Origin of the sequence: Tautonia plasticadhaerens, from assembly GCF_007752535.1 — a bacterium.
GTDB classification, from domain to species: domain Bacteria; phylum Planctomycetota; class Planctomycetia; order Isosphaerales; family Isosphaeraceae; genus Tautonia; species Tautonia plasticadhaerens.
The window spans coordinates 5,703,220-5,725,768 of the sequence record NZ_CP036426.1 but is presented as its reverse complement, the minus strand read 5'-3'; the positions used below and the strand labels follow the sequence as shown (position 1 = coordinate 5,725,768).

Below are 22,549 nucleotides of genomic sequence, written 5' to 3'. Positions count from 1 at the left end.
TCAGGAGGAGGCGGGGCCGACCCGGACGACCTCGTCATCCGGGTCGATCGGCCGGAGGCGGACCTCGATCCGCTCACCGGGTCCGACGTCGACCGTCGTGCCGGCGTAATCGGCCCGGATGGGCAATTCCCTCCCGCCCCGATCGACCAGCACGGCCAGCCGGACTCGGGCGGGACGCCCGAGGTCGCAGACGGCGTTCATGGCCGCCCGGACCGTCCTGCCGGTGTAGAGGACGTCGTCGACGAGGACGATCTCGGCGTCGTCGACGTCGAAGGGCACCTCCGTCCCCTTCAGGACGGGCCAGTGCCCCTGCAGGCCGAGGTCATCCCGGTAGAGGGTGATGTCGACCGCCCCGACGGGCACGCCTTCGAGCAGCCCGGACAGCCGCTCGGCGATCGGCACGCCCCGGGTCCTGATGCCGATGAGCAGCAGCGGCACGCCGGGGAGCCTGCCGCGGGCGATCTGCCCTGAGAGCCGCCCGAGGAGCGTCTCCATCTCCTCGGGCCCGCCGATCCTGGACTCGGGCCGTCCCATGATGCATCGACCTCGATCCTGCGGGGCGCTCCAGGGTCTCGCTGGATGCGATCCTATCCGCCCGTCCGGCCGAGGACAAGCGAATGCGGCCCGGCACCAGACGCTGGTCAGTGGCGAGCGGCCGGCGACGGAGTCGTCGGTGAGCCACGAGTCGCCGACGACCCGTTTTCAACCCGGCCCGCCCTCGCCCGATCCTCGACGGGCTCGCGGCGAAGCGTCGCGAGATCCGGCCGATAAGTCAGGGACCGATCTTCACCATGGGCCTCGGCATCGCGTCGGCGGGGGTGGCACGACTGTCCGGGGCACTACCCCTTCCCGCTGGGCAGCCATCCAGCCCGGCGCGTAAGGATCCCAACCTCGGAATCCTCGCGGCGACTCGGGCCGGCGGATGGAGCCGGCCCGAGCCATCTCATCGGCCCGAGCCCTCGTCCCGGGCCCCGAGTGGATCGCCGACGTCCGGACCCGAACTCGGGGCGGGGCCTTCGCCCCTCCGGAGGACGCTCTCGACGATTACCAGCTCGCCTTCTTCATCCCCGGGATCTTCCCCTCGTGGGCGAGCTGGCGCAGCATGATTCGGGAGATGCCGAACTTGCGATAGTTGCCGCGAGAGCGACCCGTCAGCGCGCACATCCGGCGATGCCGGACCGGGCTGGAGTTCCGGGGCAGGCGGGCCAGGCCGGCGTAGTCGCCCGCCTCCTTGAGGGCCTTGCGTCGCTCGGCGTACTTGGCGACCAGTTCCTCGATCCGCTTCATCTTCTCGACGCTGGACTTCGAGGCCATCTCGGCCCTCCGAATCGTGCTCTCGAACCGTCGCGGTGCCTCCGGGCAGTCCCGACCGTCGGACCCTCCCCGTCGAACCGCCAGTGGACGTTCGAATCGGATCATCATACACGCCCGGCCCGCGCACCGGGAAGACGGTTCCCGGCCCCGACCGTGGGCCGGAGGGCGGATCCCCGGCTCACATCCGGTCGACCACCTCGATCCCGAGCAGCTCGAGCCCGAAGGCCAGGGTCCGGCCGGTCAGGTCGCACAGGGCGAGCCGGCTGTCCCGCCGCTCGGCCGACTCGGCCTTCAGCACCGGGCAGGCATCGAAGAAGCCGCTGAAGAGGTTCGCCAAACCGAACAGGTAGTCGGCCAGCACGTTCGGCTTCAGCTCGGCGGCGGCGGCCTCCAGGGTCTCCGGCAGCCGGAGCAACGCGACGCCCAGCGCCCGCTCCGCCGGGTGGGTGATCAGGATCGTCGGCCGGGCCCGGCGGATCGCCTCCGGGGTCGTCTCCCCCTTGCGGAAGATCGAGCGGGTCCGGGCGTAGGCGTACTGGAGGTAGGTCGCCGTGTTGCCGATCATGGCGACCATCTTGTCGAGGTCAAACACGTAGTCGCTCAGCCGGTTCTGCGACAGGTCGGCATACTTCACCGCGCCGATGCCGACGACCTCCGCAACCCGAGCCCGCTCGTCCTCGGGCAGGTGGCCGCTGTTCTGCTCGACGACCTCCCGGGCCTTGGCCACCGCCTCATCCAGCAGGGACTCCAGCCCGACCACGTCGCCCGACCTCGTCCGGAACGGCTTTCGGTCGGTCCCCAGGATGGTGCCGAAGGCGACGTGGTCGAAATCGACGTCGGCATAGCCCCAGCGACGAGCGACGTCGAAGACCTGCTTGAAGTGGTCCCCCTGGCGGCTGTCGACGACGTAGAGCAGCCGGTCGGCGTCGAACTCGTCCTCGCAGTACTTGACCTTCGCCAGGTCGCTGGTGGCATAGGTGAATGCGCCGTCCCGCTTCTGCACGATCATGGGCGCCTTGGTCGACTCGGTGAAGACGACCGTGGCCCCCTCGCTCGCCTCGGCAAGCCCGCCCTGCTTCAGGCTCTCCACCACCTCGGTGAGCATGGCGTCATAGAAGCTCTCGCCCAGCTGGACGTCGAACCGGACCCCGAGCCGATGGTAGATTCCCTCCAACGCCTCCAGGCAGTGGGGCATGAACTGCTCCCAGAGCTTCCGGTTCTCCGGATCCCCGGCGTGGAGCTTCGCCGTCTCCTGCCGCGAGGCCTCGGTGACCGCCCGAGCCTCGGCGACGGCCGCCTCGGCCTGCTCGCGGGACATCCCGGCGTCGTCGAACAGCTTCGAGAACAGCGAGGCGGCCTCGTCGGGCTTCCCCTGCCGCTCCAGCGCCCGGACCTTCTCCAGCTTCGGGGCGAGTTCCTCGGCCGCCTTCATCTTCGAGGCCGAGAGGCGGTAGAGCCGTGCAAGCTCGGCCACGGGCTCGCGGTCGTACGCCTCGGGGTCGAGGTGGTTCTTCCAGCCCCAGAGGATCTGGCCGAACTGGAGGCCCCAGTCGCCGAGGTGGTTGTCGCGGATGACCTTGTGCCCCAGGCTCGACAGGATCCGCGAGACGCTCTCGCCGATGACGGTCGACCGGATGTGGCCGACGTGCATCGGCTTGGCGACGTTCGGCGAGGAATAGTCGATGATGATCGTCTGCGGGTCGTCCGTCGGCTCGACGCCGAGGCGGTCGTCGGCGAGGAGGCCGGACATCTCGGCCGAGATCCAGTCGTCCCGGAGCCGGACGTTGAGGAAGCCAGGCCCGGCGACCTCGGGTGCCTCGGCCATCGGCCCGAGATCGACCCGATCGGCGACCGCCGAGGCGAGCTCCCGGGGATTCCTGCCGGTCGCCTTGGCGGCGGCCATGCACCCGTTGGCCTGATAATCGCCGAACTTCGGGTCGGTGCTCGGCCGGACCGCCTGGGCGAAGGCGTCGGGAGAGGCGCCCTCGGGTGAGGCGGCGGCGAAGGCGCGTCGCAGGCGGTGCAGGACGTTCATGGCGGGGGGATGCGTCTCGAGAGGGGAGATCGAAAGGGCCGCGGATCAGTCGCCCTGCGGCGGGGAGTCGGGAGCGGGGGCGGGATCGGGAGCGGGAATCGAATCCGGGGCGGTCTCCGCCCGCCAATCGAGACGGGTGGCGTCTCCCCAGATGTCCTCGATCGCGTAGAAGTCCCGGGCCTCGTCGGAGAAGACGTGGACGACGAAGTCGCCGTAGTCGATCAGGGTCCAGCGCCCTTCTTCGGACCCCTCGATGCCGAGCTTCTGCTCCTGCCGCTGCTTCATCTCGTGGTCGATCTCGGAGATGATCGCGTTCGCCTGGCGTCGGGACGGGGCGGTAATCACCACGAAGTAGTCGAATAGGGGGGTCGACTGGCGGAGATCCAGCAATTCGATGTCCCGGGCGCGGTTCTCCTCCGCGATCCGGGCGGCGAAGCGGGCCAGTTCCAGCGCCTTCGCCTGTCGCTCGGGGGAGGAGCGGGTGACGGCCTCGGGGACGGACTCGTCCTGCACGTCGTGGAATCGGGCGCGACGGGGCAGGAAGGGCATCGGGTCTTTCGAGGGCCCCGCGGCGTCGTCGGGGGGCGGTTGATTCGATTCGGACATGGGCGCTCGCGTTGGTTCGGGATCCCCTGCGATGGTCGTCGAGGGCTCGAAGGTCCCGAGGGGTGAGTCCGTGCGGTCCCCTGGGGACCGCACGAGGGGCCGAGGAACCACCCGATCCCGACACCGGGGTCGGGCGAGCCGTTCGGAGCCATCATGCGATTCTACCCCCTCTGGACCTCCTCGGCCACGGGACACGGCGGCACCGATCCCGATCCTTCGGGAAAAAACACCCACTGTATGTGACTAAGAATCGCTCGAATCTCGATATTGATGTCAAGGGGGATGCATCGCGACGACGAATCCGGTCGCCGATGCCCCCCGGGTCGGGGTTCGGTTCGATGGCCCGTGGGGCGAGCCCTGACTCGACACCCGTTCCGACCGCCGATCCGACGTCCCCGCATCGCCTCTTGCGGCCGACGCCGGCCGCGGTGGCCGGTGCGCCCCCTGATTGGTCTCCCCATCGTGTCCGCCGCCAGGATTGACGGGAGAAGGATCGGCGTTTCCGATCCAGGCCCCGACCCGGGCGGGCAGACCACCCTTCCCGCATCCCGAAGACGACCCGAGCGGGGCCGGGGCCGATAGCCATCGGCACCCGGCCCGGTCCCGAGTTCATGGCGAACCACCTGGAGCGACGCAACATGGCACTGAATCCCCTCCGAACCAACCTCGAGGCACTCGGCATCCGAGCGGCCCAGGGCGGCTCGGGCTTCAAGCCCGAAGCCGATGCGGCCCTCGCCCGGTTCCGGGCCCGTCGGGACGAGTTGGGGGCCGGCGTCCGCCGGGGTGAGGTCACCCCCAAGGTCGCCCGCCGCCTCGCCTCCGAGGCGGCAGCCGAGCTTCGTCGGTCGCTCCTCGAGCGGGCCGAGGCCTCCTGCTCCGTGCCCCGAGCCTTCCTCGACCGGCTCTCCGAGGCGGCCTCGGCGCGGGACCGGGCCAGGGAGTCGGCCTCGCTCGAAGCCCTCCAGCGGGAGACGAACCGCCTCCTCCGGGATTCCCTCATTGAGCAGCAGCTCCGCAATCGGGAGGAGGAGTTCCGGGGCCGGACCTACACCCGTCGGGTCGCCGGCGGCGACCCCGCCCCCACTCTCGACGACCTGCTCCGCTTGCACCAATCCGCCACCCTCTCCGGGGACGAGGCGGCCCGGGAATGGGCCCGACGGCAGCTCGAGGCCCTCCGCGCAATCGCGCCCAACCCCGGGGATCAGCGGCGGATCGACCTGGCCTGCGACCGCCCCGACCGCGTCAATCCCCGCCTCGTGTCGGGCTACGTTGAGGAGCTCGAGGGCGTCCCCGGCGACGACCTCGATCAGTTCACCCGCCACGCGATCGAGGCCAGGGACGCCAACGCCTGCATCGCGGCCTATGTCCTCGCCCGGCAGTCCCCCGAGGGATCCGCGGCGGGTTGGGTGCGACGGGTCCTCGACGGCCTGGAACGGTTCCCCGATGCCGCGATCGCCACGATCCGGGGCATGGAGGCCGACTGCCGGGCCGAGGAGGCCGAGGCCGCCCGGGCCGAGGTCGAGCTGGCGGCGACGATCGCCGAGGCCGAGGCCGCCATGCCCGCCCTCAAGGCGCCGACCGAGGAGGAAATGGGCCGGCGATCCCGCATGGAGCACCTCCCCGCGGCCGAGCCGGCCGAGCCGATCGGCCTCGTCCCCCGGCGTCGGGGCCTGTCGGCCGAGGAGTTCGCCGCCGTAGAAGCGAGGACCGAGGCGGGCGAATCCGCCGAGTCGGTCTCCTGATCTCCCGCGATCGGGACGGCGTCCATGAATCCAGGGGAAGGGGCCGGGGTGCAATCCCCGGGCCCCCTCCCGTACCACCCCCCAACACACCACCGCGGACCCCTCGCCATCCGGGGGAGTCTCCGATCGTCGTACGGAGATCGGATCGTGACCAGGATAACCACGCCAGACCCGGGTGACGCCGAGGTCCGGGATCGCATCCTCCAGGCCATCGCCGGCGGGCCGACGGCCTGGCTGACCCCGGAGGAGCTCTCCTTCCTCATCGGGCTCGACCGGGACGAGACGCTCGACGCGGTGGCCTCGATGGACCTCGAGGGCCAGCTCGACATCTGGGAGCGGCCCGAGGGGATCGTCGTGACCCTCTCGGCCCTGTCGGCCGTCCGACTCGGCGTGCACCTGGTCGAACTCGGCCCCAAACAGGTGCTCCGATGGGCCCGGGAGGGCGACCCGGAGCCGGCCGCCCCCCGCTCCACCCACGTCGTCCGAGACCCCTCCTCGGCCTCCTTCGCGTTCCTCGTCGATCCCGGCCCGGGCCCCGAAGCCCTCGCCGACACCAGCCATCAGGCCGAGCGCTATCATCGATCGCCGGCCCGGGCCAAGGTCGTCTGCCGGAGCGAGGAGCGGGCCGCCCCGCCCCGGCCGACGAGGTTGATTGGGACCGGGCTCATCCCCTGGCCCGGCCCCTCGATCGACTCGGAGGTCCCGTGCCCGGCCTGCGGACCGGACCCCCTCCCCCCGAATGCTTACTGCCTCTGCTGCGACCGCTGGGGCCTCGACGACGCCGAGCCGGCACCGGCCCGGAAGGCGGCTTCTTCGAGGGGCCCCGGGAATGACGGATTCCTCGACCCCGATCGCCTGACCGAACAGGACGCGATCGAGCGCCGGCAGCGGAAGGAACGTCGCACCGCCCGGCTCTCCCTGCGGTTCGAGCGGCAGCGACGCGAACGCCCGCACGGCTCGGGGCGACGGAGGAACGCCCCGGCCTGATCGATCTCACGCGGCGGGTCGGGGGGAAGTTGCGGACCCGGCCCGGGGGCCGGGACTCCCCGAGGACGCCGAATCGACACGCCGATTCGCCCCGGTCAAGGCCCCCAGGCGATCGCGGATGGTCTCGAAGCAGTCGTCCCACGAGGCGCCCCGGGCGACCCGGTCCCGCCCGGCCTCGCCGAGCCTCCGGGCGGTCTCGGGCTCGTTGATCAGCCAGTCGATCGCCGTCGCCAGCTTCTCCACGTCGCCGAAGGGGACGAGGAAACCCGTTTTGTCATGCTCGACGACCTCGACCACGCCCCCGGCCGCCGCGGCGACCACGGGCTTGGCGTTCGCCCAGGCCTCGAGGAAGACGATCCCGAACGAGTCGGTCCGGGAGGGCATGGCGAAGACGTCGATCGCGTCGAAGAAGTCCGCCTTCTCCTCGGCCGAGAGCGGGCCGGTCCGGATGAGCCAGCGCCGGGTCGACGCCGGCAGGCCCTCGGCGAACCGCTCGAAGTGCGGGGAGCTGACCCCCGCCAATGCGAGGTAGATCGGGTCGTCGGCCGGCCTCGACTCGTTCAAGGCCAGGACCGATCGCACCAGGTCGTTGGTCCCCTTGTTCGGGTCGAGCGTGGCGAGGTGCCCGATCAGCGGCCGATCCGGCGAGATCCGGTTGGCCTCGCGGAACCGGGCCCCCAGGCCCCCGCAGACCTCCCCCCGCTCGAATCCCATCCCCGCCTGCACGATCCGAGCTCGGGGGATCCCCCAGGAGGCCACCGCGTCGGCCTCCAGGCCCGTGACGACGACCACCGCATCGGCTTCCTTGAGCAATCGGACCTGGTGCGGCCTGGTGTAGTGGCGGTTCACCGGGTCCCCGGGAGTCGCCAGGTGCAGGAAGGGGGTCAGGATCAGCGGCGCCCCGCTGCCCTTTGCCCGCTTCCAGGCGGCGTACGAGAAATTCGTGAACGGGAAGCCGACGGCGAAGACCGCATCGGTGCGGCCCCTGGCTCGCTCCAGCTCGGGGATGATCGGCATGTACGAGGAGTACCGGCATTGCGTCGGCCAGTGCGGGACGTAGCCGAGCAGCTTCCCCGCGTAACGCTGGAAGGGGAGGTGCCGCACCGGGAATCGCCGCACCAGGGCCCCGTCGACCCGGGACTCGGCCGGCTCGTCGAGCCGGGCCCGCCGGGGGTCGTTGAAGTACCAGAGATCCTTCGCGTCGCTGGTGAGCACCTCGACCTCGTGGCCGCCCGCCACGAGCCGGCGGACCATGGCCCGCCCGTAGGTCTCCGCCCCGCCGATGCAGGGGAAATAACGATGGGTATACCAGGCGATCCGCATCGGACAGCGTCTCCTCGACCCCGATTCCCCGTCGCCGCACCGCCCCCGGACGCCCGCCCGGGGGCCGGGGACGATCATCGACGCGGCGTGTCCGCCGCCCCCCGATTCCCGGCGATGACCCCTGCCTGCTCCCGCTCCCCCGGCAGGGACGGCCTCAGGCAGATCCCGCGGACGACCATCGACGCGGGCCGGGACTCCCCCTCGAAGCGCCGCTTCAACCGGTCCAGCTCGACGACGCCGTCGCTCTCCAGCCGGAGCGTCCCGAGTCCGGCTCCCAGGAGGAACGGCGGGCTGACTTGGAGGCGGTACGCATCCGGGCTCACGTCCCAATGCCAGAGGGCCGTCGGGCCGTCGTACAGGGTCACCCGTCGAGTGCCGCCGATCGCTTTTGCCTCGAAGGCGAAGACGAGCGGCTCGATCGGATCGGGGTTATAGGTCTCGACGACCGAGGATCGAGTCGCGAGGCGAACGAACCCGTCCCTCGGCAACAGGTAATACCCCCCCCAATCGTCAGACTCAAGCACGACCGCGGATTGGGGAGGGTCCATCAGCTCGCGGTCGAAAATCGCCAACTCGCCATCGTCGTAACACATCGCGTCGTCGAGCAAGTCGGCGACCCTGTCGACGTGAAGGCCGGAGAATCCGTCGGTCCAGCGATGAAGGACGACGAATCGAAGGTCGTGGTGCGTCAAATACAACCAGACGTAATCCCGGAACTCGGCCATGCGGACGAGGTCGTAACGCTCCGCCTCGGGTGGGCCGGGGAACGAGGCCTCGACCATCCTGGAATCGAGGAACGGCGAATTCCAGCTCAGCAGGTCGTCGAACGGCCGATTCTGATGGCCGGAATACCCGGCCGTCGTCCTCCCACCGTGGAGCGATTGCCAGTAGGTGTACCTCGAATTGATCGCGTGCGCATTGGCCGAGTTCATCTGAGGCACATCCACCCAGGCCGCCCCCGGCTCCCGGTCCCTGATCCAGGCGTAGCCCCGAGGCAGGTCGGGCAATGGCTCCGAAGGGAAGGGGACTTGTGCCAGGTCGAAGACCACGAGCAAGGTGATGGCGACGTACCCCGCCCCACGTTTGGTCCGGCTCGACCACCGGGACCGAATCTGCATCCACGCCGCCCCGGCGATGATCCCCGTGCAAACGGGCACGAAGAGTTTGAACCGCGCGGGCACCCGGATCAGCCGGAATGGCACGAACAAATCCCAATCCCTGAGCCATCCGGCCGGCATCGGGATCTGGATCGACCCGTATTTCAAGGTCGATCCCAACGACAGCACGGCGAGCATCGCAGCCGACGACCACCAGAAACCAGAGTCCCTGAAACGAGCCCCCCCGAACCATGCCCGGGCGACCAGGAGCAGCGCGACCACCCCGAGATATGCAACCCCTTCTCCCGACGTGCCCGATGCGCCATAGAGGTCGAGCGGCAGCATGCCCTGGAGCACCTGCCCGGGGACCGGGACCAGGTAAGCCCACCAAGGTGCCCCATACATGTCGAACTCCGCCCGGGGCCGGATTCCCGCCTGACCCTGCATGACATTCCAAATCTGGCCGGAGAAAAGGACCATCAGCACCGGGAGGCAAATCAACGCGAAGCCGCTCGACCACGCGAGTCGATGGCCCAGCCAAGAGAAGACCTCCTTCCTCGGCTGCCCGGACGCCTTCCACGCCAGGTAGAGCACCGCAGGGAAAATCGCAAAGACCATGAAGTAGGCCGCACATGTCGCCACCAACACAAAACCCGCCGCCGAGGCGAGCATGCGCCCGAAACTCGGCCGATCGACGAAACGCATCCAGGCCAGCTGGAATAGCGGGAATCCGCCGACGAAGATCAGTTCGAGGTGAAAGTGGGAGTGGAAGATGACCGGGCCACTGAGCATCGCCAGCAGCCCGGCCAGGGCGGCGGCCCCGTCGTCCGACAGGACGTAGCGGGCCAACACGTACGTCCCCATGCCGGTGAAGAGTAGGCCGAAGAGCCAGATGAGGTTGAAACAAAGCACGTCATTCGCGCTGATCGCGGACGTGATCAAATAGAGGGCCGACTGGAGATGCAGCGGCGAGAAATTGCCGATCGGCGCCCCCACGGGGTATTGCAACTCGGGGCAGACCAGAGGCGATCGGCCTTCCAGCAAGCACTGCTTGTACCAGCGCATCACCCAGAGGTGCTGGAGCGGATCGCCCGTCGACGGCAGCCGGGACGAGATCGTGGTCACGAACGGCCAGGTCGCGCCGACGACCGCAGCGAGGTAGAACCCCAAGACCGCCGCAGCCCGAGCGGCCATGGCCCGGGCTCCCCGGCGAGGCTCAATCCCGTTGATCGAGGATTCCACGTCCCATTCCCCTCTCGTCAAGACGACAGGCAAGCTGACTGAACGCCCCTCGATACCTCCCGGAGCATGCCCTTCAGCGCAGGACGGTCCCGGACGGCGTCCCCATCAGGACGAGGTCGCCGGGGACCTTGCGGTCGAAGACGTAGACCCTCGCCTCATCCGGGTCGGCCCCCTCGGGGACGACGACCTCGGGGCGGAGCGGGCCGATCAGGGAACGGAGGATCTCGCAGTAGTCCCACTCGCCGTAGACGTGGGCCTCCCGGGCCACGACCCAACGGGCCTCCTGGTCGGCACCGGCATAGATGACATCGGCGAACGTATACCCCTCGAATTCCCCGTAGAACTGGGACCAGCCGGTCAGGTCGACGACCTTCTCGCCCGCCCCGGCGTTCTCCCGGAGCCATTCGGCCGCCTCCCGGTAGGCGACGAATGAGGAATTGAGCGGGGTGGCGTGGCGGGGAAGGGTGGGCATCGCCAGGGCCCCGAGCGCCAGGAGCCAGAAGATCGGCCCCGGGCGGATCGCCTCCCCGGGGGTGCCGAGCAGGCGACCCGGCAGCGTGACCGACTTCAACAGGTGATCGATCCCCAGCGCCGCGAAGGGGATGAGCAGCAGTGCGGGCACCATCGCGTGCCTCGGCGAGCAATAACCCCCCGTCGCGTGCAGCCGCACCAGCCCGACGAACGCGGAGCAGAGCACCACCCCCAGGAACAGCCATTGCCGGGACGAGGGGCCGGCCCGCCGTGCCGCGAGCATCCCGACGGGCACGATCAGCAGCACGGGCACCGTCACGGCGTCCCGGATCGACTCGAACACGACCTTCGCCGCGACCGCGTACGTCCGGACGGCCGATTGGCCCGGGTCGAGCGGCCGATTCCGCTCCACCGCCTCGTTGCCCGAGGGCGGGGCCGTGCCCAGCAGCCTGGCGATGGCCGGCTTCGTGCCCACGCTCCCCTTGTGAATCATGTACGGCCCGACGATCACCGCCGGCCCGATGACCAGGAGGCCGACCGCCGCCCACCACCTCGGCCACCGCATCCGGGTCGAGGGCAGCAGCGGCATCAGCAGCAGGGTCGCCACCACCGCCGCCGGCAGCAGGAGCCCCTCGGGCCTGGTGAAGTACGCCAGGCCGGTCGCGGCGATCATCGGCGTCAGCCAGGCGAACCGCCCGTCCTTCAGGAATCGCAACGCCGCCCAGACGCCCCAGCTCCAAAACAGCAGGAACAGCCCTTCGCTCAGCACGTCAGCCGTGACGTTCGACACCACCGGGGCGATGTACGACAGGGCCACCGCCATCCACGCCGCCCTCGGGCCGACCAGTTCCAGCGCGACTAGGTAGAGCGGGATCACCAGCAGGATGCCCGCCATGACCGAGGCCATCTGCCCCGCACGCTGCCAGTCGAGCGGGCCGTCCCCGCCCTCCAGGCTGTGGGCCCACGAGATGGCGATCGGATACGCCGGGTGGTCGATCGCGTTGAGCAGGCCGCCGACGAGCTCGCCGGCCTCGATCACCTTCGCCTGCCGGATGTAGCGCAGGCCGTCGGCGAAGACGATCTCCGTCCTCGTCGTCTTCCAGAGCAGGAGGGCCCCCGCGGCGACCATCAGCAGGACGACGACGAATCCGTGTTGCAGGCGGCTCATGCGACCCCTCCCTGGGACGCGAGTGCTCGACCGTCCGCCCCTCGATCCATCGGAGGCCCGACCCGGCGGCCGAAGCGGCCGAGGTTCTACCGCGATCGCCCCGAAACGTCGAGGGGAATCGACCGGCCCTCGGCCCTCACCTCGCGCCGACCCGAGTACGGCCCCCGACCGGGCGCGACCCCGCCGCCGGAGACGGCCCGATCCGCGATCTCCCGCACCCGCACCCCCCTCGGCCCCCGGCCAGGCCCCATCTCCCGGGCGATCCGGCCCACGGCCGCCCACGCCCCCGCCTCGGCCGCCCGACCGCCGATCCCGGCCGAGAGGCCCCGGATCCATGCCTCCGCCGACACCACTCGGGCCAGCACCTCGAACTCCCATCGGGGCCGATGCTTGAGGAAATAGAGCAGCTTGCTGTGCCTCGTGACCACCCGAAGCCGGGGGCTCACCTCCCTCGACTGGAGCGGGCGGAGGTGGGCGACCTCCACCCCGACGTCCAGGGAGATCCCCCAGCCCGCATCCCGGGCCGAGCGGCAGAGCGCGACTTCCTCGTGATAGAGGAAGAACTCCTCGTCCATGCCGCCGAGCTGCTCCAGCACCGCCGACCGGACCAGCATGCACGCCCCCGTCACCCAGGGGACCGGCCCCGGACCCGTCCGGGAGAGCGGCCAGTACTTGCGGCGGGAGCGGGGCCGGAACGACTCCCGGACGCAGCCGAGCAGCGTCGGGAAGGCGCCGACCGAGTGCTGCCGGCTGCCGTCCTCGTTCCGGAGGCCGAACCCGACGACCCCGGGAACCGGCCCGACGCCGGGGCCCGCCTCCAGCGCCTCGATCCGGCCCAGGACGCGGCCGATCAGGCCGGGGCCGGCGACCACGTCGGGGTTGAGCAGCAGGAGCCATCGGGCCGGGGTCGATCGCCAACCCGTATTGACTCCTGCGGCGAAACCGCCATTGTCAGGGCGGAGGACGACCCGGATCCCGGGCCGGGATTCGAGCCCGGCGGGGGGCGGGTCGGCCGAAGCGTTGTCGACCACGACCACCTCGCAGCGGCCGTCGAGCGACTCCAGCTCCCCGGCGAGCGAGCCGACCAGCCGATCGGTGTCGGCCCAGGAGTCGAAGTTGACGATGACGATCGCCAGGGCCGGGGGAGTCGAGCGGGGCCGGGCGTCGGGGAGTGCGGCGTCCATCGGTGCTCGGCCCTCGTCCTCGGGAGCGCGTCGGGAAGGAACCCGGAGAATGACTGAAATCCTCAAGTCGGCCCGGCCGATGGTAACGCTTGAGCCGATTCGCTGAAGGCCGAAATCGCCGCATCCCTGCCGACCGCGGGAGGACGGGCCGGTCGGCCGCCCGCCCGCTTCCCTGTCACCGAGGACCGGTGCAAACCCGATGAAGGATTCATCTGTGCATGATGCGCCCACCCTCCGGGCCTCGGCCGTCGGCTCGCCCGAGACCGGTCGCGTCCTCATCGTCGGCGCCCGACGCGGCCTGAGTCGCCTGGCGGCGGTGCTCGACCAACGCCCCTGGTCCGGGCTCCGGATCGTCGGCTTCGTCGACCGGTCGGGGCGGGGCAGGCAGCTGGCGATCCACCCCGGCTCCGAGCCGATCCCGGTGCTCGGCCGCCTGGAACGGCTCTCGGAAGTCATCCGACGCTCGAGGCCGACTCACGTCATCGTGGCCAATTCGGAAGGGCATCCCCGGTATTCCGAGGCCGAGCTGCTGGCGTTGAGCGACCCCGACCTGCGCGTCCACTGGATGGCGGGGGAGTCGGAGTCCGCTCCCCAGGCGCCCCCGACGGCCGACGTGCCGCACCTCCGGTTCCGCCCGGTGCGGCCCCCCGGGCGCAGGGTCCACGCGGGTCGCGCCGCCAAGCGGGCGGTCGACGTGGTGCTCTCGTCGGTCATCTTGCTGCTGCTCTCGCCGGTGTTCGCGGCGGTCGGCCTGCTGATCTACGCCACGTCGGGCCGGCCGATCTTCTACCTGCAGGACCGGGTCGGCCAGAACGGCACGATCTTCAAGATCATCAAGTTCCGGAGCATGAAGCCCAACGCCGAGAGCGTCACCGGGCCGATCTGGGCCGCGAACCACGACGACCGCTGCACGCCGATCGGCGACTGGCTCCGGCACACCTGCCTCGACGAACTCCCCCAGATCTTCAACATCCTCAAGGGGGAGATGAGCCTCGTCGGCCCCCGCCCCGAGCGGCCGATCTTCGTCGAGCGGTTCGCCGGGGAGGTCGCCGAATACCCGCTCCGCCACGTCGTCCCCGTCGGACTGACCGGCTGGGCCCAGGTCCACGGCTGGCGAGGGCGGACCTCGATCCGGAAGCGGCTCCAGTACGACCTGGACTACGTCCGACGCTGGTCCTTCTGGCTCGACATCCAGATCCTGTTCATGACCGCCCTGCACGTCGCCTTCGGCAAGGTGGACTGGGGAGTGCCCCGGAATCGGAGGGTCGAACGTGAGCCGACCGACGCTCTCGGTCGTGATACCCACTCATGACGGCAAAGCCCTGCTCGCCCCCTGCCTGGCGAGCCTCCGCAGGCACCGACCGGGCGGGATCGACCTCGACGTGATCGTCGTCGACGACGCCTCCGCCGACGGCTCGGCCGAGTGGGTCGAGGCCCACCACCCCGAGGCCCGGGTCCTCCGCCTGGGGCGCAACGGGGGCTTCTGCGCCGCGGCAAATGCCGGGGTGGCCGCCTCGAGGGGGGAGTTCATCCAGCTCCTGAACAACGACGCCGAGGTCTGCGACGGCTGGGCCGAGGCCGGGCTGGCCCCCTTCCGAGCTCCGAGGGTCGGGTCGGTCGCCCCGCTCGTGCTCGTCCGATCCGACCCGACCCGGGTCGACTCGGCCGGCGACTGTTACGCGTTCTTCGGCTGGCCCGGCAAGCGGGGGCACGGGCAGCCGGCCGGGCGTTGGGCCGATCGCCCCGACGAGGAGGTCTTCGGCGCCAGCGCCTCCAGCGCCTTCTACCGGGCCGAGGCGATCCGCCGGGCCGGCGCCTTCGACCCCTCCTACGGTTCGTATTACGAGGACGTGGACCTCGCCTTCCGGCTCCGATGGGCCGGCTATACCTGCGTCTTCTCCTCGGGGAGCCGGATCCTGCACGACGTCTCGGCGACCTACGACCACGGCCGACCCGAATTGCACCGCCGGATGTCGAGGAACGCCGAGGTCCTGTTCTGGTCGAACCTGCCGGTTGGCTGGCTGGCGGCGGCCCTGGTGCCGCACCTGGCATTCCTCGGGATCCAGCTCGCCTGGAAGGCGTCGAAGGGGCGGGCGATGCCGTTCCTCATGGGCAAATTCGACGCGATCGGCTCCTTGCACCGATCCTTGGCCCTTCGATCGCATCGGCGGGAGCTGGCCCGATCGGCGGCCTCACCGCCGGCCTTCCGGATGGGGGTGGCCCCGATCCGGGCGGCGGTCGATCACGTCTCGGGCCCGATCCGGGCGGCCGGGGCCTGCGCCGAGGCGTGAGACTCGGGGGCGGTTCGCCGGGTCGACGGGTCGGATCAGCCGTTCTTCTTGGCGGAGACCGCCTGCCGGGCCGCCTCGACCACCCGACCCGCGGTCAGGCCGTACTTCTCCAGCAGGCCCTCGGGAGTGCCGCTCTCGCCGAAGGTGTCGCCGATGTTGACGAATCGAATCGGCACGGCATGCTGCTCGGCGACGGCCATCGCCACCGCGCTGCCGAGGCCCCCGTGCGCCAGGTGCTCCTCGGCCACCACCACCGCCCCGGTGTCCCGCGCGGCGGCGAGCAGGGCCTCGCGGTCGATCGGCTTGACCGTGTGCATGTCCAGCACCCGGGCCTCGATCCCGGAACCGGCCAGCTCGTCGGCCGCGTCGAGGGCCGAGGCGACCATCAGGCCGTTGGCCACGATCGTCACGTCCGAGCCATCTCGCAGCAGGTTCGCCTTGCCAATGGTGAAGGGGGCGGGCTCGTCCGGGTAGATCTTCGGCACGTCGGGGCGGCCGGTGCGGAGGTAGACCGGCCCCTTGTAATCGAGCAGGGCCTTCGTTGCCGCCCTGGTCGACGCCTCGTCGGCCGGGACGATGACGACGAAACCGGGCAGCGAGCAGGCGAGGGAAACGTCCTCGATGCCCATCTGCGAGGCGCCGTCCTCACCGATCGAGACGCCGGCGTGGCTGCCGACGACCTTGACGTTCAGGCCCGGATAGGCCACCGCCATCCGCAACTGATCATACGCGTTGCACGTGATGAAGGCCGCGAAGCTGGAGATCACCGCCGTCTTGCCGCAGGAGGCGAGGCCCCCGGCGACGCCGACGAGATTGCTCTCGGCGATGCCGATGTTGAAGAACCGGTCGGGGTACTTCTTGCCGAACCACTCGGTCCGGGTCGAGTTGGAGACGTCGGCGTCGACGACGACCACGTCCGGATAGTCGCCGCCGAGGGCCTCCAGGGCCCGGCCGAACGCGTCTCGGGTCGCCTTGCCGATCGGCCTCTTGGACTGCAACGCGGAGGAAGCGCCCGCCATGGGTGTCGTCGCCTTGTCGTTCGGGTTCGCGTCGGTTTCGAATCCGTCGAATTCGGTAGGGGGGTCAGACGCCGGCCTCGGCCTCGACCTCGGCGATGGCCGCGTCGAGGTCCTCGGGCTTGACCGGCTTGCCGTGGTAGTTCGTGTCGCCGAGCTTCTCCAGGAGCTTGAGCATCCCCTGGCCCTTGTGCGTCAGCGAGACGATGCAGGTCGGCCGGCCCTTGACCTCCCGGGCCCGCTTCAGGGCGGTGACGACCTCGTGCATGTCGTTGCCGTTGATGACCTGGGTCTGCCAGCCGAAGGCGGTGAACTTGCCGTCGATCGGGTCCATGTTCAGGACCTCCTCGGCGGCGCCGGTCTGCTGGAAGTGGTTGCGGTCGACGATGCAGGTCAGATTGTCCAGGCCGTACTTGGCGGCCGAGGCGGCGGCCTCCCAGATCTGGCCCTGTCCCAGTTCGCCGTCGCCGGTCAGCACGTAGGTGTGGTACGTCTTCTTGTCGACCCGGGCGGCCAGCGCGTGGCCGACGCCGATCGAGAGCCCCTGCCCGAGCGAGCCGGTCGACGCCTCGACCCCGCCGAGGCGGACCATGTTCGGGTGCCCCTCCAGCGGGCTGCCGAGCTTGCGGAGGGTCATCAGTTCCTCCTTGGGGAAGTACCCGGCCTCGGCCATCGCGGCGTAGAGCACCGGGGCGGCGTGCCCCTTGGAGAGGATGAAGCGGTCGCGGTCGGGCCAGTGCGGATTCTTCGGGTCGTAGTCCATGAAGCCGCCGAAGTACAGCGCGGTGACCACCTCGGCGGCGGACATCGAGCTGCTCGGGTGGCCCGAGCCGGCCTCGGTCGTGCTCCTGAGGATGTCGACCCGGATGGCCTTGGCCCGCTGCTGCAACGATTCGACGTTCTCGGACACGGTCGACTCCTCCGGGTTGCGTTCACCTGTCGGCCCCCGAACATAAGGGCCCGCGGTCGTCCGGGGCAAGAGCGTTTCCGGCGAATCGGGCGTCCCCGGCGGGACGTCCATTCCTCGTCCGGTCCCCCTTCCGGTATGCTCGACCCGGGCCGAACCGCCTCGACCGCGAGCGAGCTTGCCGTGCGAATCACGATCCCCGACAGCCCCGAGTTCGCCCGCCTGGTCGGCGGGGACGATCGCGCCGACCTGACCCGGATCGCCCTGGAGATCTCCCAGGACGCCGATCCCGAACTCGATCCCCGGGCCTACCTCGACCGTATCGCCGCGCTGGCCGCCCGGGTCCGGCCGAGAGTCCTCGAAGATGCCCCCGTGGTAGAGGTGATCAAGCAGATCAACTGGGTCCTCTATGTTGAGGAGGGATTCTCGGGGAATGAGGAGGATTACTACGACCCGAGGAACAGCTACCTGAGCGAGGTACTCGATCGCCGGACCGGGATCCCGATCAGCCTCGGGGTGGCCTATCGGGCGGTGGCCGAGCGGCTCGGCCTCTCGCTCTCGGGGGTGAACCTCCCGGCCCATTTCGTCCTCAGGGCCGACCGGGAGGATGGCTCCCCCCTCTTCGTCGACCCGTTCCACGACGGGGCGCTGCTGGACCGGGACGGGTGCCGACGCCTGGTGGCATCGCGGGCCGGATCGGGAGTCGAGTTGGGAGAGGGACACTTCCGGCCATGCTCGACGGCCGAGGTCGTGGCCCGGATGCTCGGGAACCTCCGGGCGATCCACCTCGAGGCCGGCGACGGACCCGCCGCGGCGCCGGTCCTGCGTCGTCTCGTCGCCCTCCGTCCGGGTGAGCCGGGGTTTCGCCGGGACCTCGGCGTGATCCTCCTGGGACTGGAACGGCCCTCGGAGGCGATCGAGCAGCTCTCGGCCTACCTGGAACAGGCCGAGCAACCGACCGACTCCCCGACGATCCGCGCACTGATCCGGCAGGCCAGGGACCGGCATCGGCAGGGCGACTGACACCCCGGGCCGGAATCCCCGGAGGGATTCGCAAATCCGGCTCAAGTCCGGGCCGGGTTCGGTCGATGCTGTGAGGGTGCGGATGGAGCGAGGCCCCGTGACGAGTGGGTCGCGCCCGGGCCGGCCGAGGGGATAGGATTCCAGGCCCGGTCCCGGACGACACAGGAGAGCGGAGGATCGCCGTTGCAGACCCGAGCGATCGGCTGGATCATCACCGCCGTCTTGCTCCTGTCCGGCCTGACCGGCTGCCGGGGACTGCCGCGGGGCGGAGGGCTCGGGCTCGGACGCCGCGAGGGGCCGGAGGTCCGGACGATCGCCGGGATCGGCTCGCGGCCGGAGCGGCCGGCCGTCGGCGGTCGCCCGCCGTCGACCATCTCCAGCCGGGTCGAGCCCCCCCCGGGTGGTGATCGCCCGGGGCAGATCGTCGGCAAGGTGGTCGACGACCTGGGGATCCCCGTGGCCAACGCCCGGGTCCGACTGGCCGTGGACGGCGCCCCCGCCGGTCGCGAGGTCGAGGGGACGACGAATCGTTCCGGCGAGTTCCTCCTGAAGGGGCTCCGTCCCGGGGAGCGCTACACCGTCATCGCCGAGTGGGACGACGGTCGGGAGGTCCTGCTCGGCCGATCCTCGGTCTCGGCCCCGGCCGACGAGCTGCGGATCCGGGTCGCATCCACCGGGTTGGGAGATCGGGCCGAGGCGACCTCGGGGACCCGAGACGACTCCTCGGGGGTCGCCCTCTTCAGTCGTGAGGGAGGAGGGCTCGAACCGGTCCCTCCCCAGGACGACCCGCCGCAAGCCCCGGCCCGGGCGGTGCCGATGGATCAGGACTCCCCGGACCAGTCCCGGTCCGGGTGGGTCCCGAGCGACTCCGTGAGGCGGGCGTCGCTCGACACCGAACGCGACGCCCCCCTCCCGTCGAGCCCCCGAAGGTCCCCCCCCCGGCCGAGGCCCGAGGACGACGAACTCGCCCTCGACTTCCCGGCCTCGACGCTGGGCGCCTCGTCGAGCGTCGACCCCTCCGAGCGAGGGGTGACGTCAGGGCGGTTCGATCCGTCTCCCGAGATCCCGGAGTCCTCCCCGTCCGAGAGATCCGTGCCGACTGATCCGACGATCAGGACCTTCGGCCCCGAACCGGCTCGACCGTCCCCGACGCCCGGGTCGACCGTCCGGTACCGGGGCCAGGACGCCACCCTCCCGACGGTCCAGCACTTCGAGCCGGAATCGGCGGGTGACCGAGACGAACCGGACCCGCCACTCCTGATGACCGACGTCCCCCCCGAGGTCGAGTCCCGGGCCGAGCCTACCGCCCCGGCCGATCCGGAGGGAAGATGGTCGACCCCGGGCTCGCTGCAACTCGCCCCGGCGTCGGCCCCGCCCGACGTCCACCAGCTTGTGGAGGGACCGACGGTCGCCGAGCTTCCGGATCTGTCGGTCCCCAACCCGCCGGATCCGCCGGTCGCCTCCTTGCCGGGTCAACCCGATTCCGGGACGAGTTCACCCGATTCGGACGGAGATCCGGTCGAGATCGAGCCCGTGCCGGTGTCCGAGCCGGAGATGATCTCCAAGCTTTCGATCGCCCCGCTCCCCGTTCTGGAGCCCGAGGCGACAGACGCCCCGATCTCGGGCTCCGAACTCCCCGAGGCGGCGGCCGAGGCCCCGACGCCGGCGGACTCCAGGGGCTCCTTCCGGTGGTCGGACCTCCCGCCCCCGGACCGGCTCGTCGGGACGGATCCCGACGGGGACCGCATGACCGACGACCCCGGCGAAGCCGGCGGGTGGGCCTCCGGCCTGATGCGACTGGTCGGCCGAGGTCGGGCGGATTCGGCGGACGCCCCCGTGGTCGAGCCGGCCGTCTCCTACGACGCCGAGCAGGCCAGGCTCGACGACTTCACCCTGCCCGACCTCCAGGGCCGGACCTTCCGCCTCCGGGACGCCGACTCCGAGTTCACCCTGCTCTGCTTCTGGGGGACCTGGTGCGACCCGTGCCTCGCCGCCATGCCCCACCTGGATGAGCTCCAGCGGCAGTTCGGGCCCGACCGGCTCCGGGTCGTCTCGATCGCCTATGAGCGGCAAGGCGAAGGCGGGCCGAGGGCGGTGGCCCGGACGTCCCGGCGGCTCGGGCTGAACTTCCCGATCCTCCTCGCCCCCGGGGACGGCTCCTGCCCGGTCGCGGGGGCGATGGAGGTCCGGTACTACCCGACCCTCATCCTCCTCGACCGCGAGGGCCGGGTCGTCCACCGGGAGACCGGGGCGACCGGGGAGAAGCTCATGAGGCTCGACCGGGCGATCGCCTCGGCGATGGACACGTCCATCATGACGATCACCCGGCGCTGACCGGCCGGGTCCGCCCGGGCCCGGGTCAGGAGAGGCCGGTGATCGTGCCCTCCGCGTCGACGTCGATCCGGCCGGCGGCCGGATGGCGGGGGAGCCCGGGCATCCGGACGATCTCGCCGGTCAGGGCCACGAGGAACCCGGCACCGGCGGCGATCTCGACGTCCCGGACGGTGATCGAGAACCCCCGGGGTCGGCCCCGGAGCTTCGGGTTGTCCGAGAGCGAGTCCTGGGTCTTCGCCATGCAGATCGGCAGCTCCCCGAAGCCGAGCCTTTCGGCCTTGCGGAGCTTGGCCTGGGCCCCGGCGGTGAAGGTGATCCCGTCGGCCCCGTAGATCGAGCGGGCGATGGCCTCGATCTTAGCCTCGGGGGTCAGGTCGAGGTCGTAGACGGGGCGATAGGGCGTCTCCGGCCCGTCGGCGGCGGCCACGACCATCTCGGCCAGCTCGGTGGACCCGGCGCCACCGTGTCCGAAGACGTCGGCGGTGGCGCAGGGGACGTGCAGCCCCTCGCAGAAGGCGTGGATGACGGCCAGCTCCCCCTCCGTATCCTCCTTGCGACGGTTGATCGCAACGACGACCGGCTTGCCGAAGTGCCGGGCGGCGTCGAGGTGGGCGGCGAGGTTCTCCAACCCCCGCTCGACGGCCGAAGGGTCGGCCTGGGTCAGTTCGTCGAGGCCGACACCGCCGTGCATCTTCAGGGCCCGGACGGTGGCGACGATGACCACGGCGGCCGGGTTCAGGCCGGCGGACCGGCACTTGATGTCGAAGAACTTCTCGGCCCCCAGGTCGAAGGCGAAGCCGGCCTCGGTCACGGCGTAGTCGGAGTGGGCCAGGGCCATCCGGGTCGCCAGCACCGAGTTGCAGCCGTGGGCGATGTTGGCGAACGGCCCGCCGTGGATGAACGCGGGGGACCCCTCGGCCGACTGCACGAGGTTGGGCATCAACGCCTCGTTCAGGATCGCCACCATCGCCCCGGTGACCCCGGCCGAGGAGGCGAGCACCGGGCCGCCCTCCCGGTCGTAGCCAACGAGGATGCGGTCGAGCCGGGCCCGGAGGTCCTGGTACGACTCGGCCAGGCAGAGGATCGCCATCACCTCGCTGGCGGCGGTGATGTCGAAGCCGGCTTCCCGGGGGACGCCCTGCCCGGGGCCTCCCAAGCCGACGACGATCCGCCGCAGCGAGCGGTCGTTCATGTCCATCGCCCGCTTCCAGAGCAATCGGCGGGGGTCGATGGCGGTCTGGCCGAAGTGGAGCTGGTTGTCGAGCGCGGCGGCCAGCAGGTTGTGGGCGGCCGTGATGGCGTGGAAGTCGCCGGTGAACTGGAGGTTGATGACGTTCGACGGCTCGACCGTGCTCGCCCCGCCGCCGGTCGCCCCGCCCTTGCGGCCGAAGACCGGGCCCATCGAGGGCTGACGGAGCGCCAGGCAGGCGTCCTTGCCGATCCGGCGGAGCCCCTGGGCCATGCCGATCGAGGTGGTCGTCTTGCCCTCTCCGGCGGGGGTCGGGGTGATGGCGGAGACGAGGATCAGCTTGCCGGGGGGGCGCCGGGAGCTGGCCGATTCCAGGGCCGAGAGCCGGACCTTGGCCTTGTCCCGGCCGTAGGGTTCCAGGGCGGATTCGTCGATCCCGAGGTCTCGGGCGACGTCGGCGATCGGTCGGAGGCCGGGGTCAGCGGTGGGCATCGTTCGGTGCGGGGTCCGGGGGATGGAGGGCGGTCGGGCGAGGAACCCGGGGATCATCCTCGATCGGGCCGGGGACGGGCCCCGGCGGCAGAGACATTACCAACGGGGCGGCGGGGCCGATACAATCC

At 70.7% G+C, this 22,549-nt stretch carries 17 protein-coding genes; 6 read left to right on the top strand and 11 right to left on the bottom strand.

The window, feature by feature from the left end; genetic code table 11:
• The 4 genes from pyrR to rsfS all read right to left on the bottom strand — a co-directional run bounded on the left by pyrR (position 1) and on the right by rsfS (position 3,898).
• The gene (gene pyrR / locus ElP_RS22885; RefSeq protein WP_145273551.1) at positions 1–534 is read right to left on the bottom strand and encodes a bifunctional pyr operon transcriptional regulator/uracil phosphoribosyltransferase PyrR; all 534 of its coding nucleotides are present in this window, start codon (positions 532–534) and stop codon (positions 1–3) included.
• A 510-nt stretch (positions 535–1,044) separates the two neighbouring features.
• A complete protein-coding gene (rpsN, locus tag ElP_RS22880) occupies positions 1,045–1,314 on the bottom strand; it encodes a 30S ribosomal protein S14 (protein WP_145273548.1) in 270 nt (89 codons plus the stop codon).
• A gap of 178 nt (positions 1,315–1,492) precedes the next feature.
• Complete coding sequence (argS, locus tag ElP_RS22875) at positions 1,493–3,349, bottom strand: arginine--tRNA ligase (RefSeq protein WP_145273544.1); 1,857 nt, start codon at positions 3,347–3,349, stop codon at positions 1,493–1,495.
• 45 nt (positions 3,350–3,394) lie between these two features.
• Complete coding sequence (gene rsfS / locus ElP_RS22870) at positions 3,395–3,898, bottom strand: ribosome silencing factor (protein ID WP_231749223.1); 504 nt, start codon at positions 3,896–3,898, stop codon at positions 3,395–3,397.
• 695 nt (positions 3,899–4,593) lie between these two features.
• Between rsfS and ElP_RS22865 the strand changes: the two genes are divergently transcribed.
• Positions 4,594–5,697, top strand: a complete 1,104-nt coding sequence (locus ElP_RS22865; protein WP_145273536.1) for a hypothetical protein — start codon at positions 4,594–4,596, stop codon at positions 5,695–5,697.
• A 147-nt stretch (positions 5,698–5,844) separates the two neighbouring features.
• Positions 5,845–6,684 carry a hypothetical protein gene (locus tag ElP_RS22860; protein WP_145273533.1) on the top strand — a complete coding sequence of 280 codons (840 nt, stop codon included), beginning with the start codon at positions 5,845–5,847 and terminating at the stop codon, positions 6,682–6,684.
• A 6-nt stretch (positions 6,685–6,690) separates the two neighbouring features.
• On the opposite strand, the gene ElP_RS22855 is transcribed toward ElP_RS22860, so the two are convergent.
• The 4 genes from ElP_RS22855 to ElP_RS22840 form a co-directional block, all read right to left on the bottom strand.
• Positions 6,691–8,007 (bottom strand): glycosyltransferase family 4 protein, encoded by a 1,317-nt coding sequence (locus ElP_RS22855; protein ID WP_145273530.1) that lies wholly within the window; start codon positions 8,005–8,007, stop codon positions 6,691–6,693.
• A gap of 74 nt (positions 8,008–8,081) precedes the next feature.
• The gene (locus ElP_RS22850) at positions 8,082–10,298 is read right to left on the bottom strand and encodes a hypothetical protein (protein ID WP_145273527.1); all 2,217 of its coding nucleotides are present in this window, start codon (positions 10,296–10,298) and stop codon (positions 8,082–8,084) included.
• Between the two features lie 121 nt (positions 10,299–10,419).
• Entirely contained in the window at positions 10,420–11,985 is a 1,566-nt protein-coding gene (locus ElP_RS22845) for a glycosyltransferase family 39 protein (protein ID WP_197446296.1), read from the bottom strand.
• A gap of 86 nt (positions 11,986–12,071) precedes the next feature.
• The gene (locus ElP_RS22840; protein WP_145273521.1) at positions 12,072–13,169 is read right to left on the bottom strand and encodes a glycosyltransferase family 2 protein; all 1,098 of its coding nucleotides are present in this window, start codon (positions 13,167–13,169) and stop codon (positions 12,072–12,074) included.
• A 214-nt stretch (positions 13,170–13,383) separates the two neighbouring features.
• On the opposite strand from ElP_RS22840, the gene ElP_RS22835 reads away from it, so the two are divergent.
• Both ElP_RS22835 and ElP_RS22830 read left to right on the top strand, forming a co-directional pair.
• On the top strand, positions 13,384–14,481 hold the full coding sequence (locus tag ElP_RS22835) for a sugar transferase (protein WP_231749222.1): 1,098 nt from the start codon (positions 13,384–13,386) through the stop codon (positions 14,479–14,481).
• Positions 14,441–15,460 (top strand): glycosyltransferase family 2 protein, encoded by a 1,020-nt coding sequence (locus ElP_RS22830; RefSeq protein ID WP_231749221.1) that lies wholly within the window; start codon positions 14,441–14,443, stop codon positions 15,458–15,460. Before ElP_RS22835 ends, ElP_RS22830 begins: the two co-directional genes overlap by 41 nt.
• 35 nt (positions 15,461–15,495) lie before the next feature.
• Here ElP_RS22830 and ElP_RS22825 read toward each other — a convergent pair whose 3' ends face one another.
• Both ElP_RS22825 and ElP_RS22820 read right to left on the bottom strand, forming a co-directional pair.
• On the bottom strand, positions 15,496–16,479 hold the full coding sequence (locus tag ElP_RS22825) for a transketolase family protein (RefSeq protein ID WP_145273514.1): 984 nt from the start codon (positions 16,477–16,479) through the stop codon (positions 15,496–15,498).
• A gap of 64 nt (positions 16,480–16,543) precedes the next feature.
• Positions 16,544–17,386, bottom strand: a complete 843-nt coding sequence (locus ElP_RS22820) for a transketolase (protein ID WP_145273512.1) — start codon at positions 17,384–17,386, stop codon at positions 16,544–16,546.
• A 180-nt stretch (positions 17,387–17,566) separates the two neighbouring features.
• On the opposite strand from ElP_RS22820, the gene ElP_RS22815 reads away from it, so the two are divergent.
• Together ElP_RS22815 and ElP_RS22810 are read left to right on the top strand one after the other, a co-directional pair.
• Positions 17,567–18,406, top strand: a complete 840-nt coding sequence (locus ElP_RS22815; protein ID WP_231749220.1) for a SirB1 family protein — start codon at positions 17,567–17,569, stop codon at positions 18,404–18,406.
• A gap of 183 nt (positions 18,407–18,589) precedes the next feature.
• Entirely contained in the window at positions 18,590–20,740 is a 2,151-nt protein-coding gene (locus ElP_RS22810; RefSeq protein ID WP_145273507.1) for a redoxin domain-containing protein, read from the top strand.
• Positions 20,741–20,765: 25 nt separating this feature from the next.
• Here the strand turns inward: ElP_RS22810 and ElP_RS22805 are convergent, their stop codons facing one another.
• The gene (locus ElP_RS22805) at positions 20,766–22,421 is read right to left on the bottom strand and encodes a formate--tetrahydrofolate ligase (protein WP_145273504.1); all 1,656 of its coding nucleotides are present in this window, start codon (positions 22,419–22,421) and stop codon (positions 20,766–20,768) included.
• Between the last annotated feature and the right edge of the window lie 128 nt (positions 22,422–22,549).